Here is a 16,714-nt window from a genome sequence, read left to right on the forward strand (position 1 = left end):
CATGCTCATCGGCCTGCCGCCGCCGTCCGCGCTGCCTGATCGGCCGTTGCCCGCCGAGCTGGACGGCTCCAGCTCGCACGGCTACAACTGCCGTTGCGTGGCCGAGCATTTCGGCCTCGATCCCGCGGGCTACGGCGAGGTGCCCGCCTGTTCGCTGGATGAGAAGGCGTACCGGCGACTGCTGGTCGAGGCGAGTCAGGTGCAGGACAAGGGAAAGCGGCTGTCGGCCAAGCGGGATGTCGTGGGCGCGCACCGCGCGTACGGGAGGATGCGCGAGATCGCGCACGCGCTGGACCGGACCGATCTCGAACTCGCCGCGGTGAGCGACCTGGCCGTTCTCTGCTACTCGGCCGGTGACCTCCGTAACGCGAGGCAGTGTGCCGAGGCCGTGCTGACCGTGTTCAAGATCAGCACGATCGCGATCGTCCACTTCGGACAGTACGCCGAGCTGCGGATGATCGAGGGGTCGCGTGAGGTCGCCGAACGCGTGCTGATCAACCTCAGCATCGAGGAGAGCGACAGCGCGCGGGCTCGTGAGCTGATCGACGGGCAACGCGCCAGGGCCGCGTTCCGTAAGGCGGCCGAGCCGGGGCAGTTCCCGCCGGAGCTGCTCGACGTACACGGCGCCGACGAGATCGAGTTGCGGATTCTCGAAGTCCGGGTGCTCATCGCCGAAGGTGACCTGGTGGCCGCGCGGAGCGCGCTCGAATCGATCCTGGCCGCGCTGGCGAAACTCGCCGGTGTCGGCGAGATCCGGGATCAGGTGGCCGGGCTCGAGGCGATGGCGTTGGCCGAGCGCGGCCGCATCCGCCAGGCGGGCGGTGAGGAAGCCGACGCCGATTTCCTGCGGTTGAGCGCCAGGCACGACGGCCCGGCCGCGGCCAAGTTCGACATCCACCTCGCCGAGGCGCGAGCGGTGAGCGGTGACCTCGCGGGCGCGATCGACCTGATCGTCGCGGCCAGGGACCGGCTCGGCGCGGCGGGCCTGAGCGGCGACGTCGCCGACGCGAGCCACGCGCTCGGCTTCCTGCTGCTGCTCCACGGGCACATTCCGCAGGCGCGCGAACAGTTCGTCCACGCCGGACAGGTGTGGAAGGCCAATGGCGACACCGCGGGCCTGCGCAGGCTCGACGTCGCGCTGGCCAGGTGCGACGCGTCCGAGGGACGGTGGGAGTCGGCGTACGCGCACACCGCGCGGGCGCAGGAAGCCGCCGTCGCGTCGGGTGAGTGGCTCGAACGCCTGCGCGCCGATTTCCTGGCGGCGACGGTCCGGTACGCGCACGGCGAAGACCTGCCCGCGGTGCTGGATCTGCTGCTGCCGGTGGCGCTGGCAGCGGAGGAGTACCGGTTCCGGTTCGACTCGGCCGCCGCGCGGACGGCCTGGGCGAGCGGCGTCGCGGGCCCGGCGAACTCGCTGGTCATGGCCTTGCTGACGCAACTCGGCGAGCGTCGGCTGAGCGCCGAGATGATCGAGCGGACCTGTGCGGTCGGGTCGTTCAGCGGCGCCTCGATAGACCTCAGCGGGGTCGTGCCGAGCCTGTCGATGGTTCAGCCGTCGCCGGGGGAGCGGCTGCCGTTGGCGGCGCTGGGCGCGGTGACCGCGTCGCTGCCGTTGCGGCTCGCACCGCCGCCGGATCTGCGCTGGTCACCGGGTTCGGCGATGGAACTCGACCGCTGGCTCGCGATCGCGGCCGAGCGCTACGGCCTGCGCCGGGAGCCGGCCGAGCCGGTGCCGACCTGGCCCGCCGCCAGGGACGGCCGCGAGACCTTCGTGCTGCGCTACGCCGACGCCGGGCACACCTATCTGAGCTGGCGAAGCAGCACCGATCCGGACACCGTCCACACGCACCCGATCGACGCCAGGCTCATCGGGACGGCCCGGGAGTTCCTGGCCGAAGCCTCGCCGACGCCGCACGAGGGCGAAAGCGTCGCCGACGCGGTGGGCCGCGCGTTCGCCGCGTTCAGCCTCGCCGGTGAACAGCGGCTGGCGCGGAGTCTCGCGCTCAACCTGCTCCCGGCGGACCTGGTCACGTGCCTGCGGTCGGCCGACGCGGCCGGACGGCGGCCGTTGCTGCGCGTGCAGCCGTCGCCGAGCCTCGCGGCCGTGCCGTGGGGACTGCTCGCGTTGCCGGACCGGCGGCCGGAGCGGGTCCTGTCGCCTGGCGAAGAGGGGATCTGCTTCGACGGCGACGAGCGCGTGCTCGACATCGCCGACGTCTCGCTGCTCGCGCCCGCCGGGATCGCGCGGGTTTCGCCAGCGTCTGACGGACCGCCGGTGTACCTGCTCGATCCGCGGATCCCGGGGCAGAGCGCGTTCGGGGAACTCGGTTCGGTGCTGGGCAAGCAGGAGGAATCCTCGGCGCTGATCCGGCATCTCGACGCCCGGCTGGCAGCCGGTCCGGTCCGTCCCGATGCCACACGAGGACTCGACCTGGTGCGCCGGACCGACACCGACCGGCGGCTGCTGGCGAGTCTGCTGCGAGAGCCGTGCTCGCGCCTCGTCTTCGCTGGTCACGTCAGCCTTGTCTCGGGCGAGCATGGCGCGCAGACCGCTTTGCACCTGTCGTGCCCGGCGGAACTGCCGGGGACGGCGGCGCCGATCGGGGCGCATCGGCCGTTCACCGCCGCCGACCTCGCACTGTCCGAAGTGGACACTATGCCCGCGCGGGTCGCGTTGATCGGCTGTGCCAGCGCGAGTGATTTCGGCCTGGCCGAGCCGTTCGGCATGCTCCTGGCCGCGGTCGCGGCAGGCGCGAACGTGGTCGCCGCGACGGTGTGGGCGCTGCCGACCTCGGCGGCGGTGCCGTCCGGCGACCCGATGGCCGAGCTGATCATCGCCGCCGACCGCGCGCTGGCGGGCGACGACCCGGTCGGGGCGCTGTGCGAGTGGCAGCGGGAACGGCTCGCGCTGTGGCGCGCGGGTGGCGGGCCGGAGCGCTCGCCGGTCTTCTGGGCGGCTCTGACCTGCTTGGACGCGCAAACCTGGGTTCGGTAGCGGCGGCGTCCGCCGAAGCTGTGTGCAGCACAAAAGCACCGGCGAAAGGCAGGACGAGATGTTCAAGAAGATCCGCGACAAGGTCAACGAAGCCACCCAGCAGGGCATGGCCAGGGGCGCGCAGGACTTCCAGCGGCACGCGGCGCAGTTCCAGCAGGCGGCCGCCGCGCAGGGCCACCACATCGTGCCGCAGCTGCCGACCCCGCAGCTGGCCGCGCAGGCGTACCAGAACATGCAGGCCGACCCGGCGATGGCCGAGTTCCTGGCGCTGCCGGCGGACGAGCAGCTGCGTCAGCAGGCGGAACTGCAGGCGTACGGCACCGAGCTGCGGCGCCTCTACGACACCTGCGAGCACGCGACGCTGGTGATCGAGGCGCTGGAGGCGACCGGGCGGACGATCGCCGGGCAGGCGCAGTACAGCGCGACGCTCCAGGTGACCGTCCAGAGCGGCTCGACCTACCGGACGGTGATCCAGCTGATCGCGCCGCTGGCCACGATCCAGCAGTACGCGCCCGGCACCAAGCACGAAGCCCGCGTCGACCCGACCGACCCCGCCAAGGTCGGCGTGTTCGGCCCGATCGCCTGAGGGAGGCGTGATGTTCGCACTCGGACTGGACGGACTGGACACCCCGCGCCGTCCCGGGAAACGGCTGCTGTGGCTCGGCATACCGACGACGCTCGCCTGGGCGGTGGTCGGCTGGACCGGCGCGCTGGGCCTGCTGGACAACTTCCGGTTGATGTCGCTGAACCGCGTCGGCTCGTGGGGGGCCGACGGGGGACCGGCGGTGTCGCTGGTGTTGTTCTTCAGCGTCGCGATCACGGTGGCGTCATCGCTGGGATTCGCGATGCTGTGGTCCTCCGGCTTCTCGCTGAGCCGGATGGGCATGGGATTCCGGGCGAGTTCGCTCGCCGCCGCGCTGGGCATCGCGATCGGCAGCGGGCTCGCGAGTCCATCGTGGACGGAGCCGGAGGCGGTCGGCAAGCGGCTGGGCTTCCTCGACGGGCCCGCGCAGGAGTGGTCCCAGGTGGACTGGATCGTCTACTACGAGCCGTACCTGGTGCCGGGGATCGCGGGATTGATCGCGCTGGTCCTGGTTTTGGTGCTGCTGAAGGACTTCCTCGCCGTCTCGGCGGCGGAAGACCGGAAGGAGGCGTTGCAGCAACGGGGCCGGGTGGTGACCGGGTACGTCACGCACGTCGAGTTCACCAACGTCTGGGTGATGGGGAACCCGCGGTTCAAGGTGCATGTGACGTACCCGAGCGAGTCGGGGGAGCGGACCGTGGTCACGACGATGATCACGTCCGCGTTCCAGGCGCCCTCGCGGGGCTCGACCGTCAAGGTCCGGTACGACCCGCAGGACCCGGACTCGATACTGGTGGAAGCCGACCCGCAGGACCAGTCGGCCGGTCGGAACCCTGGTGGCTTCCTGCCGCCGCAGTGGTAGGGCCCGTGCCCGGCTTGTGCGCGCTGATGAGGTTGTCGCACCCCTCCACGCGCAAGTCGGCACGGTACCCCCGCGGCTGCTCCTCGACGCACGGCTCGGCCGCGGTCGCGTCGGCGTCGCGGAAGAACATGATCCACTGATCGGTGTTGTTGTAGTAGGAGCTGACATGGTCGTTGACCGCGATGCCGTTGGTGAACCAGTCGCCGCCGTAGTTCGCATCACCGAGGCCGTACGCCTTGAAACCACCGGTGAAGTACGCGCTCTCCCAGACGCAGACGGACCCGTCGGGGCAGGCTTCGAACGGCGTCTCGACGGCCGCAACGGCCGGGCCCGACGCGGTCGTCTCCGGCGGCCCGCAGCTCCGCAAGGCGGTCACCGTGCCGGACACCGCGATCAGCACGGCGAGCGCCGCGATCCAGGCGACGCGCGGATTCCGCTTGCCGCGTGGCGGTTTCGTCAGGTCGGCCAGCACGGCGGGGTCACGGGGATAGGGCGCGTCCGGCCGCGCGATCCACGCGGAACCGCTGGTCTCCTTCACCTGGATCTCGATCTGCCGGAACGTGCTCGGGTCGACCGCGCCGGACTGGCGCACGACCACCTCGAACACCCACGGCGAGACGATCAGCGCCAGCACGCCGGGCGAATCGGCCAGCGCCGCCTTGACCGGCGCCGCGTCGAGCAGCCGGAACGTGGTGTTGATGGCGGGCGAGGTGACCCCGTTCGCGTCGAAGACCACCTCGCCCGCGTGCACGGCCATCCGCAGCCGGACGACCTGCTCCGGCGGGCTGTTTTCGTTGTGGGCGCGCACTTCCTGCGCCAGCGCGGCAGGCACCACGTCGAGCAGCGGCCCCTTCGGGATTTCCGGCGGCACCAGTACGAAGACGCTGTCGCCCCGGTCTTCGTGGTAGCAGTCGGCCCAGCGTGCGCCCGCCGCCTCGAACGCGGCAGCCACCGCCCGGTACAGGCCCGCCCTCGTGCCGAGCTGATGCGGGATCGTGCGTTTCGGGTCGCCGAAGCCCTCGATGTCGACCACGACGACCGTGCGATGCACGGCCGCGTCGGAACCAGCAGCCTTTTGACCTCCCCAGTCCTCGCGGCCAAGGAGCAGTTGTACCGCCGATGGACCGGCTCGCGCCGCTGAATTCGCCCGACCGGCCCTATGGACTCACCCGGCCGAGCGACTCACCCGGCGTGCAGCACGAAGAACAGGAAGACCGGGAACGTGTTGAGCAGGTGGAAGTCGTCGGGATACGCCTCACGCGCGGCCGTTCCCAGAAACTCAGCCGGGCGGTGTGCCCGCCCATGTCCCATTCCTCGTCCCGCTTGAACGGCTCGAAGTAGTCGGGCCTGCGCCCGGACATGCGGTGCAGGAGGTGGTTCGCCATCGGGTGGTCGACCGAGAGGATGAGCCTGCCGCCGGGCTTCAGCACGCGGCGGAGTTCGGCGAGGTCGGCGACGCGCAGGTCGGCGTCCGCACCGAGTCTGCGGCGGGCCATGTCGATCATGCCGGTGCTCTGGTCGAAACCGCTGACGAGCGCGCCACGGTCGCGCAGCGCGGCGAACAGCGGGCCCGATCCGCAGCCCGCACAAAGGTCAGCGATCCTGCCCCGGCCAGTCGAGCAGGCGGGCGCCGAGCACCGCGGCTTCGAGGGTGAAGCGCTGCGCCGGGTCGCGGGGGTCGTAGCCGGTGAGCTGTTGGATGCGGTCGAGCCGGTAGGTGATGGTCCGGACGCTGAGGAAGAGCCGTCGCGCCGTTTCGGTGGTGACGCCGCTGGAAGCGAAGTAGCCGCTCAGGGTGTCGAGCAGCGGCCTGGCGCCGCCCCTGGTGCCGGTGAGCGGCTCCAGCACGGTCGTGACCAGGTCGACGAGCGCCGCGCGGTCGCGGAAGAGCACCTGGTAGACGAGCAGTTCGCTGGCGTGGAGGACACGGGCCGTCAGGCCGAGCGAGGTGGCGAGGTCGAGCGCGTTGCGGGCTTCCTCATAGGACCGGACGACGCCGCTGGGGCCCGCGTGCGCGCGGCCGACGCCCGCCTGCCAGGTGCCGGTGAGCGTCTTCTCGACCTGCTTGGCGAACTCGGCGGGCACGTCGGTGTCGGTGCCCGGCGCGATGCACAGCAGGAGCCCGTCCTTGGTGGTGATCAGGACGTCGTGGGTGCCGAAACGGCCCAGCAGCGCGGACTCGATGTGGACCGTGGCCGCGTCGTCGTCGGCGAACGGGGTCGCCGCGCGGACGGCCGTGACCACATAGCCAGCCGCGAGCCGGAAGCCGAAGCGTTCGGCCCGCTCGGCGAGGCGGCCGAGGTCGGCGCGGCCGTAGAGGAGATCGTCGATGAACTCGCGGCGGTCGGAGCCCTCCTGGCGCAGCACGAGCCGCCGCGCGCCGTCGTAGCCGTCGGCGAGCGCGACGACCGCGTCGTCGGCGGCGCGGAGCACGGCTTCGGCGATGGTGACCACCTGGTCCTTGCCGCGTGCGGCGGTGATGGCGGGCAGTGTGTGCCAGGTCATCCAGCTCGCGCTGAGGTAGAGGTCGATCAGCGCGCGCAGCGGGACGTCCTGCTCGGCCGCGGTGGCGCCGAGCACGCGCCGCGAGTCGAGTTCGCGATGGGTCAGGCGGCGGCCGGAGCCGCTGACGGCGGTCAGCATGTCGACCCATCCGTCCAGGAAAACCGGCGCGACACCCGAGTCCCGCGCCGCGCGGGCGGTGACGTCACGCCGGTGTTTCTCGCGCATGGATCCCCCGATGATCTTTTGCCCGGGTTCGGCAGCGGGCCCGAGTTGACCTTAGCCGAGGGAACGGAAACCCCTGATGATCTTTGCCGGACTCCGGCAAGGAAGACCGCTCGAATCTGGCCGGGACGCCGTCTGGTCCCGCTCGGGCGCGGGTCAGCAGTATGAGCATCCGGTTTCGGGGGTCGAAACCGCTACCGGGGAGGTTCGATGAAGAGATTCCTGCGAAGAACCGCGACCATCGGCACGGCCTGCGTGCTCGCTTCGGCGGTCACGCCCGCGTTCGCCACCACGGACACGCCGGCGTCGGCCGCGGCGGTGTACACCGACATTTCGGCGCCTGCCAAGAGTTTCCCGGCCACCGGCACCGACGTCCCGGTCGGCGCCTGGACGGACGCCGATCACCGGTACCACTCGTCGAAGGCGTACTTCACCTTCGACCTGCGCCCGTTCCGCGGCGCGAAGGTGTCCTACGCCGAGGCGTTCGCGACCGAGACCGCGGCGAACGACTGCGCGAAGCCCCGCGCCACCGAGCTGTGGGTCACCGACGCGGCGGCGCACCCGACCTGGCGCGACCAGCCGAAGGAGCGCACAGGCTCGCCGGCCCCGGCGCCCAGCCCGGCTGCCTCTGGGGCCGCGTCGAATGGGACGCCACCCAGGCACTCGGCTCGGCGATCGCGGCGGGCAAGGACTCGCTGACGGTGGTCTTGCGGACCGCCGACGCCAAGCAGTTCGACCCGGCGTACGGCAGGCGCGTCGAGAACCGCCTGCACATCACGATGGACTACAACCGTCCGCCCGGCATACCGTCCGACCTGCGGGTCGACTACGCGCCGTGTGGTCAGGAACCGTTGTACACCAACGCGATTCCCGGTGCGTTGACCGGACTCGTGCCGGATCCCGACGGCTCCCGCGTCTCGGGGAAGGTCGCGCTGTGGCCCGCGGACGACCCCGCGCACAAACTCGAACTCGGGCCTGATTCCGCCACCGGCGCACCGCACGCGGCCCGCTTCGAACCGCCTGCCGGCTATCTCGCGGACGGCCGCACCTACCAGTGGACCATGCGGGGCGTCGACGACGACGCGCTCACCGGCCCGGCCAGCGCACCCTGCACCTTCGTCGTCGACCGGACCGCGCCCGCGAGCGCACCGGCGGTGACCTCGGCCGACTATCCCGCCGACGGCCAGTACCACGGCGGCCAGGGAATTCCCGGCACGTTCGTCGTCGATGCCAAGGGCGACACCGACATCGTCGCCTTCGAGGTCAGCGGCATCCCCGGCCTCATCCCCGCGGACCGGCCAGGCGGCAAGGCGACCGTGCAGTTCACGCCACGTGACGAATTCGGCCGGTTCACCGCGTGGGGAGTCGACCGCGCGCACAACCTGAGCCCCGCCTCGGACTACGGCTTCCTGGTCGGCTCGACGACGCCGGCGGTCACCACGAACGCCGACGTCATCAGGGTCGGCGAGCAGCTCAGCCTGGACTTCGCACCGGGCAAGATGCCGGGCACGATCGTCGAGTACGTCTACAACTTCGACGGCAACGGCGACCAGACGATCACGGCGCGCCCGGACGGCACCGCGTCCGTCACCGTCACCCCGGTCGACCAGTGGAGCAGACTGACCGTGCGCGCGAAGAACGCGCAGGGCTGGCTTTCCCAGGAAGCACAGGCGTTCTTGCAGCTGGGCAACGGCAGGCCGTCGGTGACCAGCCACGTCTACCCGGAGAACGCGCCCAGCGGTGGCCCGGGTGTCGCGGGTGACTTCACCTTCACGACGCAGCGGGCGGGCGTGGTGAGCTTCGTGTACAGAGTGGACGGTGGAGCCCCGGTGACCGTGGCCGCGCAGAACGGCTCGGCGACGGTCTCGGTGATGCCGGATACCGCTGGGGCGCACCAGATTCTGGTCACGTCGACCAACGCCGACGGCAGCTCGAGCGAGCAGCGGGGCTACGACTTCTACGTCAAGGAGGCGTGAGCAGGGGGATGGGCCTGGGCGAGGGGGCCAGGCCCATCCCCGATGCTCGGCACGCCGATCGGAGGATGTGCGGGGGCGCTAGGCTCTGGCCATGGAGTTCCGGGTTCTCGATGGCGTGAAGGTTCAGCGGCCGTCGTTCGACGTCGAAGATCTCGCGGCGGAATCCGGTCCGCTCAAGGGTGATTTCGACCTGGATCTCGTACACCTCAGCGGCGTGGATCAAGCCGCGGTCAGCGGCGAGGGAACCCTTTCGCACTCTTTGGTCGAGTCGGTGAAACTGGCCGGGGCACGGCTCGCCCCGCTCACGTTGTCCGACGTGACGGTCCGGAACGTGGACCTTTCGAACGCGGTGCTCAGCGACACCACCGCCAGGCGCGCAGAGTTCACGAAGTGCCGGGCGATCGGGCTCAACCTGGGGCTCGTGCACGCTGCGGACCTTTACGTCGAAGCGACCCAGTTCGACTACGCCTCCGTTCGCTTCGGCAAGGTCAAGAACTCGGCGGTGTTCGTCGGCTGCACCTTCCGTGAAGCCGTGTTGTCCGGTGATCTCTCGAACGTCGTCTTCGCGGATTGCGACTTCGCGGGTGCCGAGTTCGAGGCGATTCGGGCTGGTGCTTGTGATTTGCGCGGATCCCGTTTGGCGGGTGCGCGAGGCTTGCTGACCTTGCGGGGTGCCCTGATCACCACCGAGCAGGCGCTCTCGGTCGCGACGACTCTCGCAGTCGAGAGCGGACTTTCCATCGTCGACTAGCCGTTACCGCTTGTTCCAGTTGTCCCAGCTTGGTCGATTGTCGAACTTGGGCTTGTTGTCCCAGGACTCGCGATTGTCGAACTTCGAGATGAGAGCAGGTGACCAGCGGGCGATCAGGACACCGAGGCCTTGTGCTTGTAAGCGGATGCGGTTTTCAAGCAATGCGGTCTCGTCCACTCCGGATCACTCCTTCCAAAAGCGCGATCTTGCTGTTACGACAGTAGTTCGTCAGGGTGTTGTCGAATCGTCCGTGCTCAAAGTGCCGGTTGGCGGGTTGCCCTCCTCCGCAGAAGCCGAAGTAAGCGCAGGATGCTTGGCAAGCGGAAACGCCGTCTCGAAACTCGTTGACCCAGCGCGATCTCAAGCCATGTTCGAGGAGTTCGTCAAGTGGTGAGTCGAGTACGTTACCGCAGCTGAACGGTCCGAGCCTGGCCGAGGAGAATCCGGCAAGCTCGGGCGATATCAAGGTGACTGCGCCGTCGTGGGCGATGGTCGGCAGCGGGTCGATGAAACCGGGCATGCGCGTGAGATCGTGTTGGTCCAGTACGTGACCGAGATAGGTGAGCGCGCGATTTATTTCGCGCACCCGTAGCGAAGGGTTCGCCGCCCAGGCGTTCGTCAGGGCGGTCCAGAATTCAATGACCATCTCAAGGTCGCGTGCGTTGCTGACTTCGTTGACGCCTTCTTGTTCCTCCAGATTGATGCCCAGCTGCGATATTCCGAGTGTGGCGGCGAACTCCAGCAGTCGGTGAGCGCGTGCCGGTGTGGGGTCGGAGACCACCGCGATGATCGAAACTTCGTGGTGGTGCTCGATCAGCTTCGCGATTCCTCTCAGCGTGCGCTCGAAAGTGGCGTTTCCCGCGAGGGTGACGCGTTGTTCATTGTCAGCTGCTGGGCCGTCGACGCTGACGCCGACGTGAACTTGTCGTTCGGTGAAGAATTCGCACCAGCCGTCGTCGATCAACGTGCCGTTGGTCTGGATGCCGTGTGCGACGTCGAGGCCGGCGAAGCAGTCCATCAGCCGGCCGAGTCGCTCCATGCCGATCGCGAGCGGTTCTCCACCATGCCAGCAGATCTCAATGGTCTGGGTGTGGGTCCAGGCTTCCACCGACGTGGCGACGGCGCGGGCGACGGAGAGTGGCATCTCGAGACGCCTTCGGCGGAACGGCAGATAGCAGTAACGACAGTCCAGATTGCACAGCGTCGTCGGCTGCATGATCACGGATTCCGGTCGGCAGAACGGGAGTTCGCGCTTGTGGACCGACACGGCGTTACTCCTACCCGTCGGTGCTCGTATACCCGTGGGCAGGCCGTGGATCGTTGTGAGAAGTGTGGTCCATGACTGTCTCCCCATACCGTTTTAGGACTAGGCCTAAGTAGGATGACATGAGCCGACCCCTCGTGCAATAGGACTAGGCTTAATGAGCTACCCTGCTGGCGCGGGCCGACGGTCAGAGGAGGTTGCCTTGGGAGCGCTTCCGCGCTATCAGGAGATTGCCGGCGAGCTCCGAGCCGCTATTTATCGGGGTGAGTACCAGCCGGGCGACAACCTGCCGCAACGGGTCGATTTGATGAACCGTTACGGCGTCTCTAAGGAGACCGTGTCGAAGGTGTATCGCGTTCTTGAAGCCGAAGGCCTGGTGCAGGCCACTCGTAAGAGCGGTACCAGGGTTCGCCGGCATCCTGAGCGCCTTCAGCTGACTCGTGAACGTACGGCGTACCGCGATGAGATCGGCTATTTCTTCGACTTGTCGGCTCAGCATTGGCGGGCGCTTGGGCCTGTGGAGATCAACCGGGCGCCGGCGCCCGGGGAGATCGCTCGCCTGCTGGACATTTCGCCAGGCACCGAGGTCGTCATCCGGGACCGCGTCATGGGTGACCCCGATACCGGGCGGGTCTTTCAGCTCACCGCCAGCTACTTGCCGGCGGATCTGGTTGACGAGCTGCCAGTTCTCGAGAGTGTCGACACAGGGCCTGGTGGCATCTATGACCGTATCGAGGAGGCGGGTCATGGCCCGCTCACCTGGTACGAGCGACTGTCCGCTCGAGCGGCGACCGCGCGAGAAGTAAAACTGCTCGCTTTGGCGCCAGGGGTACCTGTGCAGCGGATCGTGCGAACCAGTACCGACCCGCGCGGCAAAGTCTGCGAAATCAACGCGATCAGCCTCTCCGCGGAACTGCACGAGATCGGGTACCCGATCGAACGTCACCCGAGTGCGCGACCGTCGACCTGACCGTCGGAAGAGGACTCGGTCTCAAGCCCACGACAAGTCCCGGTGGGGCTAGGGGCGGGTGTTGGTCCAGAGGACCTTGACGGACGAGGCCGCGCGCTCGGTGCGGACTTCGATCACGTCGCCCAGGATCGTGGCTCGGTCGAAGACGATGGCTTGGTCGTCGCGGTCGTAGGTCACGCGGTCGCTGAGGAACACCGGGGCGCCTTCGGGGCGATCGAGGAGCGTCGCGAGGCGGGCGGTGAGCAAGGCCGGGCTGAGGCGTTCGTCGGCGCGGCTCGCGAGCCGGCCGTCGGCGGCGAAAGCGTCGTAGAGCGAGGTCGCGGTGAAGTCGACGGTGGACAGTGAACCCGCGAAAGGCAAAGGGATCCAGGAGACCTGGTGGATCGCGGGCGCACCGCTGACCTGGCGAAGGCGTTCGATGCGGAAAGCAGGCTGGGCGGCTTCCAAGCCCAGGCGCGTGGCCACCCAGGCGGGGAGCGCGCGGCGGGCGCGGCCAAGGAGAACCGTGGCGATGGAGTGGCCTTGCTCGCGCAGGTCGTCGGCGAGGCTTTTCAGGGAACCCATGCTGTAGACGGCTTTTGGCGGCGAAACGTAGGTGCCGCGACCGGCCTCCTGGGTGACCAGGCCGCGCTCGGCGAGGAGGCTGAGTGCCTGGCGCAGTGTCATCAGGGTGACGCCGTATTCGGCGCTGAGGTCACGTTGGGAAGGCAGGGCCTGGCCGGAGGCGTAATGCCCCTCCTGGATCTTGAGGTTCAGGTCGGCCGCGATCGCCGCGTACTTCGGCTGCCGCCGCTCGTCGCCCATGGCCCTGCTTCACCTCGTCAGTCGTCTACTGCGTCCAGTGCCGTGCGCATGCCGGCCAGCTCCGCGTAGAGGTCGTCGGCGCTGCTGCCGTCGAGCACTTTACGCATCAGGGCCGAGCCGATGATCACGCCGTCGGCGTAGCGGGCGGCCTCGGCGGCGTGCTCGGGGCGGGAGACGCCGAAACCGACCAGCACGGGGAGATCCGTGAGCCCGCCGAGTGACCGGGCGAGTGTGCGGCCCTCCGATGGCAGGTCGTGTTTCTCGCCGGTCGTGCCCATCAGGCTGACCGCGTAGACGAAGCCGCGGCTTCGTTCGGCGATCGTGCGGAGGCGGTCCGGGCCGGTCGACGGGGCGGCCAGCAGCACCAGGTCGATGCCGTGCCGGACGGCCGCTTCGGACACCGGGGCCATCTCGTCGACCGGGAGGTCGGGGACGATCAGACCGGTGACGCCCGCGTCGCGGAGTGCGGCGCAGAACGTGCCGGCGCCGTTGCGCAGCACCAAATTCGCGTACGTCATCGTGACCAGCGGGATGGACAGGTCGAGCTTGGTGAGGTCTTCGAGTATGCCGTCGACGGTCGTGCCGCGGCTCAAAGCGCGGTCGGACGCTTGCTGGACGGTCGGGCCGTCGAGGGTGGGGTCGGAGAAGGGGAGGCCGATCTCGATGAGGTCGGCGCCCGCGTCCTGGTAGGCACGCAGGTAGTCGGTCCAGTCGTCGGTGATGCCGCCGGTGACGTACGGCGCGAGGAGCTTGCGGCCCTGCTCGCGCGTCGCGCGGGTGCGGGTTTCGAGTGCGTTCACGAGCGCTCCATCAAGGTGTGCATGTCTTTGTCGCCGCGGCCGGAGAGGGTGAGCAGTACCGTCGAGCCCGCGGGGATCTCGCCGTTCTCGGCCTCCCGCAGCACCCAGGCGACGGCGTGCGCGGACTCCAGCGCGCACAGGATTCCCTCGGCGCGGGCGAGCCGGTGGACGGCGTCGAGCACCTCGGCGTCGGTGACGGTGAAGTACCGGGCGCGGCCCAGATCGGCGAGGTAGGCGTGCTCGGGGCCGACTCCGGGGTAGTCGAGGCCCGCCGCGATCGAGTGCGCTTCGCTGATCTGGCCGTGCTCGTCCTGCAGCACCTTGGTGCGGAAGCCGTGCAGGATCCCGGGAAGACCGGAGTTGATCGCGGCGCCGCCTTCGGGCTCGACGCCGATCAGCCGCGCGGGGGTGTCGACGAAGCCGGCGAACGTGCCTGCCGCGTTCGATCCGCCGCCGACGCAGGCGACCACGAAATCCGGGGTGGCGGTGCGCAACTCGGTCGCGCACTGCGTGCGGGCTTCGTCGCCGATGACGCGCTGGAGCTCGCGGACCATCCACGGATACGGGTGCGGGCCCATCACCGAGCCGAGGCAGTAGTAGCCGTCCTCGACCGAGGAAACCCAGTGCCGCAACGCTTCGCTGCACGCGTCCTTCAACGTCCGGCTGCCCGAGAGCACCGGGACGACCTCGGCGCCGAGCATCCGCATGCGGAACACGTTGAGTTCCTGGCGTTCGATGTCACGCTCGCCCATGAACACCGTCGCCGACATCCCGAGCAGCGCCGCCGCGGTCGCGGTGGCGACGCCGTGCTGGCCGGCGCCGGTCTCCGCGATGAGCCGCCGCTTGCCCATGCGCTTGGCGAGCAGCGCCTGCCCGAGCACGTTGTTCACCTTGTGCGAGCCGGTGTGCGCGAGATCCTCACGCTTGAGCAGCAGCGTGATGCCGAGCTCCGCGGACAGCCGCCAGGCGGGCGTCAACGGGGTCGGGCGTCCCACGTAGACCGTCAGCAGCCGATCGAGCTGGCCGTGGAACAGGGGATCGGCCCAGGCATCCCGGAACGCGTGCTCGACCTCTTCGCAGGCCGCGATCAGCGACTCCGGCACGAACCGGCCCCCGTACTCGCCGAACCGGCCGAGTCCCGCGGGCTCGTGGGCGTCCACGGCCATGCTGCGCGTGTCCATCTCGCCTCCAACTGTTCTAGAACTGTCTGACCACTGTGTACCACAGATGGGCCAGACAGTTCTAGAACAGTCAGCGGGACTGGAGCATCGGGCGGAAGGCGTCGCGGTGCGCCCAGGCCAGGTAGATCTCGCCCGCCGCGACCGCGCCGGCGATCAGCAGGCCCGACGGCGCCAGGAACAGGTGGAAGGCGAAGATGCCGACCACGATCGGCGCGAGCAGGGTCAGCGCGAGCGGGACGAAGCGGTTGACCAGCAGCAGCACGCCGACGAGCAGCTGGATGCCGCTGACCAGCTGGTTCATGTACCCCGTCTCGAACAGTGCGATCGAGAACTTCAGCGCGCCCTCCGGCATGCCGCTGGCGTCGCCCGGCATGAACATCAGGAAGCCGTTCAGGCCGAACACCGTGAACACCAAGCCCATCAGGACACGGGCGGTGGCGGTCACGACGCGGACGGGGGTGCGGACCTGGGTGGCGATGGTGGCAGTCATCTTGAGCTCCTCGATTTCGGGTTCTTACCCCTTCGTCGAGTGGCTTCCGGCCGGATCGACAACCCGAGGAGGAAATTTTCAGACGAGTGCCGCGTTCACCCGATCGGCCGAACTGCCCCGGACGTAGACGGCCCGGATCCGGTGCAGCGCGCCCGGATCACGCAGCGGGTCGCCGTCGACCACGAGCACGTCGGCGTCGTAGCCGGGTGCGATCCGGCCCTTGCGGTCGCCGAGCCCGACCACGGCCGCCGCCCGCGAAGTGCAGGCGCGCAACGCTTCCGCCGGGCTCATGCCGAGGCCGAGCAGCTGCGTGAGCGCCGAGCGCAGCACGTCCGGCGGCTTGACGGGCGCGATACCCGCGTCCGTGCCCGCGACGATCAGCGCGCCCGCCTCGTAGAGCTTGCGCAGGTTCGCCTCCATGGCGGCCATCCTGGTGGCGAGCGCAGGCGGCATCTCGACGCCGGGCACCGGCACGAAACCGAGCGTCGCGCCGAGCGCGGTCTGCCGCTCCACGAGGGTCGCGAGCAGGCCGGGCGGGATCTCGTCGACGCCGTCCTCGGTCATGAAGCTGACGTGTTCGAGCCCGTCGACGCCGGCCGCGACGGCGTCGACGATCGCCTGGGTCCCATGCGCGTGCGCGGTGATCGGCAGCTGGTGCCGGTGCGCCTCCTCGACCGCCACGCGCAGCTCGTCGAGGCCGAACTGGGCGAGCTCGGGCTTGCTGCCCGGTGTCATGTTGCCGCCGCTGGCCATGATCTTGATGACGTCCACCCCGCGTGCGGCGTGCTCGCGGATCGCCGCGCGGATGCCGTCGGCGCCGTCCGCCTCCTCACCGAGGAAGTGACAGTGGCCGCCGGGACTGGTGATGGGCGGACCGGCCGCGACGATCGTCGGCAGCGTGGGGTCCGACGCGGCCGCGTCGCGCAGCCCGAGCGAGAGGAAGCCGCGGTCGCCGAGATCGCGCACGGTGGTGACCCCGCCGCGCGCCGCGGCACGGGCGGCGGCGGCCATCGCGGCGAACGCCTCGGCGTCGTCGCGGCCCGCGAGCCCGGCCACCGGGTCGAAGCTCGAGTCGAAGGCCAGGTGGACGTGGGTGTCGACCAGTCCTGGCAGGATCGTCGCCTCGCCGAGGTCGACGACGGTGGCGCCGCCGGGCACCTCGGTGCCGATCGCGACGATCTTGCCGCCGTCGAGCACGACGGCCGGGTCGGGCGTCAGGGTGTCGCCGGTGCCGTCGAACAGCCACGCGGCGCGCAGGACGGTGAGCGGGTTCGTTGTCATGCGGCGAGCCTGCGCCGCGGCGGCCGCGCG

General features: G+C 69.6%; 17 protein-coding genes. 7 read left to right on the plus strand and 10 right to left on the minus strand.

The features are described from left to right. Nucleotide 1 precedes the first annotated feature (1 nt). From AB5J62_RS17655 to AB5J62_RS17665, 3 genes are read left to right on the plus strand one after another with little or no spacing between them, the layout of a single operon-like run. The gene (locus AB5J62_RS17655) at nt 2-2,995 is read left to right on the plus strand and encodes a hypothetical protein (protein ID WP_370949307.1); all 2,994 of its coding nucleotides are present in this window, start codon (nt 2-4) and stop codon (nt 2,993-2,995) included. 58 nt (nt 2,996-3,053) lie between these two features. Further along, nucleotides 3,054-3,581, plus strand: coding sequence for a hypothetical protein (locus AB5J62_RS17660; RefSeq protein ID WP_370949308.1), 528 nt, complete (start codon nt 3,054-3,056; stop codon nt 3,579-3,581). A gap of 10 nt (nt 3,582-3,591) precedes the next feature. Beyond that, nucleotides 3,592-4,440 (plus strand): DUF3592 domain-containing protein, encoded by an 849-nt coding sequence (locus AB5J62_RS17665; protein ID WP_370949309.1) that lies wholly within the window; start codon nt 3,592-3,594, stop codon nt 4,438-4,440. Here the strand turns inward: AB5J62_RS17665 and AB5J62_RS17670 are convergent. The 3 genes from AB5J62_RS17670 to AB5J62_RS17680 all read right to left on the minus strand — a co-directional run bounded on the left by AB5J62_RS17670 (nt 4,331) and on the right by AB5J62_RS17680 (nt 7,170). Further along, nucleotides 4,331-5,491, minus strand: a complete 1,161-nt coding sequence (locus AB5J62_RS17670) for a peptidase inhibitor family I36 protein (protein ID WP_370949310.1) — start codon at nt 5,489-5,491, stop codon at nt 4,331-4,333. The genes AB5J62_RS17665 and AB5J62_RS17670 overlap by 110 nt on opposite strands. 106 nt (nt 5,492-5,597) lie before the next feature. Next, nucleotides 5,598-6,041: a methyltransferase domain-containing protein gene (locus AB5J62_RS17675; RefSeq protein WP_370950287.1), complete on the minus strand. Its 444-nt coding sequence runs from the start codon at nt 6,039-6,041 to the stop codon at nt 5,598-5,600. Further along, nucleotides 6,034-7,170, minus strand: a complete 1,137-nt coding sequence (locus tag AB5J62_RS17680; protein ID WP_370949311.1) for a PucR family transcriptional regulator — start codon at nt 7,168-7,170, stop codon at nt 6,034-6,036. The genes AB5J62_RS17675 and AB5J62_RS17680 overlap by 8 nt, the downstream gene beginning before the upstream one ends. 207 nt (nt 7,171-7,377) lie before the next feature. Here AB5J62_RS17680 and AB5J62_RS17685 point away from each other — a divergent pair, with 207 nt between their 5' ends. The 3 genes from AB5J62_RS17685 to AB5J62_RS17695 all read left to right on the plus strand — a co-directional run bounded on the left by AB5J62_RS17685 (nt 7,378) and on the right by AB5J62_RS17695 (nt 9,894). Continuing rightward, complete coding sequence (locus AB5J62_RS17685; protein ID WP_370949312.1) at nt 7,378-7,866, plus strand: hypothetical protein; 489 nt, start codon at nt 7,378-7,380, stop codon at nt 7,864-7,866. A gap of 2 nt (nt 7,867-7,868) precedes the next feature. Beyond that, nucleotides 7,869-9,143, plus strand: coding sequence for a hypothetical protein (locus tag AB5J62_RS17690; protein WP_370949313.1), 1,275 nt, complete (start codon nt 7,869-7,871; stop codon nt 9,141-9,143). Nucleotides 9,144-9,234: 91 nt separating this feature from the next. Further along, on the plus strand, nt 9,235-9,894 hold the full coding sequence (locus AB5J62_RS17695) for a pentapeptide repeat-containing protein (RefSeq protein WP_370949314.1): 660 nt from the start codon (nt 9,235-9,237) through the stop codon (nt 9,892-9,894). Between the two features lie 3 nt (nt 9,895-9,897). On the opposite strand, the gene amcA is transcribed toward AB5J62_RS17695, so the two are convergent. Beyond that, the gene (gene amcA, locus AB5J62_RS17700) at nt 9,898-10,071 is read right to left on the minus strand and encodes a multiple cyclophane-containing RiPP AmcA (protein ID WP_370949315.1); all 174 of its coding nucleotides are present in this window, start codon (nt 10,069-10,071) and stop codon (nt 9,898-9,900) included. Continuing rightward, on the minus strand, nt 10,049-11,161 hold the full coding sequence (gene amcB / locus AB5J62_RS17705) for a cyclophane-forming radical SAM peptide maturase AmcB (RefSeq protein WP_370949316.1): 1,113 nt from the start codon (nt 11,159-11,161) through the stop codon (nt 10,049-10,051). Before amcB ends, amcA begins: the two co-directional genes overlap by 23 nt. Before the next feature lie 199 nt (nt 11,162-11,360). On the opposite strand from amcB, the gene AB5J62_RS17710 reads away from it, so the two are divergent. Beyond that, the gene (locus AB5J62_RS17710) at nt 11,361-12,128 is read left to right on the plus strand and encodes a GntR family transcriptional regulator (protein WP_370949317.1); all 768 of its coding nucleotides are present in this window, start codon (nt 11,361-11,363) and stop codon (nt 12,126-12,128) included. 48 nt (nt 12,129-12,176) lie between these two features. Here the strand turns inward: AB5J62_RS17710 and AB5J62_RS17715 are convergent, their stop codons facing one another. From AB5J62_RS17715 to AB5J62_RS17735, 5 genes are all read right to left on the minus strand, one after another. After that, entirely contained in the window at nt 12,177-12,932 is a 756-nt protein-coding gene (locus tag AB5J62_RS17715) for a GntR family transcriptional regulator (RefSeq protein WP_370949318.1), read from the minus strand. A gap of 17 nt (nt 12,933-12,949) precedes the next feature. After that, a complete protein-coding gene (gene trpA / locus AB5J62_RS17720; RefSeq protein ID WP_370949319.1) occupies nt 12,950-13,732 on the minus strand; it encodes a tryptophan synthase subunit alpha in 783 nt (260 codons plus the stop codon). Beyond that, nucleotides 13,729-14,913 (minus strand): tryptophan synthase subunit beta, encoded by a 1,185-nt coding sequence (trpB, locus tag AB5J62_RS17725; protein WP_370949320.1) that lies wholly within the window; start codon nt 14,911-14,913, stop codon nt 13,729-13,731. Before trpB ends, trpA begins: the two co-directional genes overlap by 4 nt. Nucleotides 14,914-14,983: 70 nt before the next feature. Then, nucleotides 14,984-15,403, minus strand: a complete 420-nt coding sequence (locus AB5J62_RS17730; RefSeq protein ID WP_370949321.1) for a hypothetical protein — start codon at nt 15,401-15,403, stop codon at nt 14,984-14,986. A gap of 78 nt (nt 15,404-15,481) precedes the next feature. Continuing rightward, nucleotides 15,482-16,684, minus strand: coding sequence for an amidohydrolase family protein (locus tag AB5J62_RS17735; RefSeq protein WP_370949322.1), 1,203 nt, complete (start codon nt 16,682-16,684; stop codon nt 15,482-15,484). Between the last annotated feature and the right edge of the window lie 30 nt (nt 16,685-16,714).

Source organism: Amycolatopsis sp. cg5 (assembly GCF_041346955.1).
In the GTDB taxonomy this organism is placed as follows: domain Bacteria; phylum Actinomycetota; class Actinomycetes; order Mycobacteriales; family Pseudonocardiaceae; genus Amycolatopsis.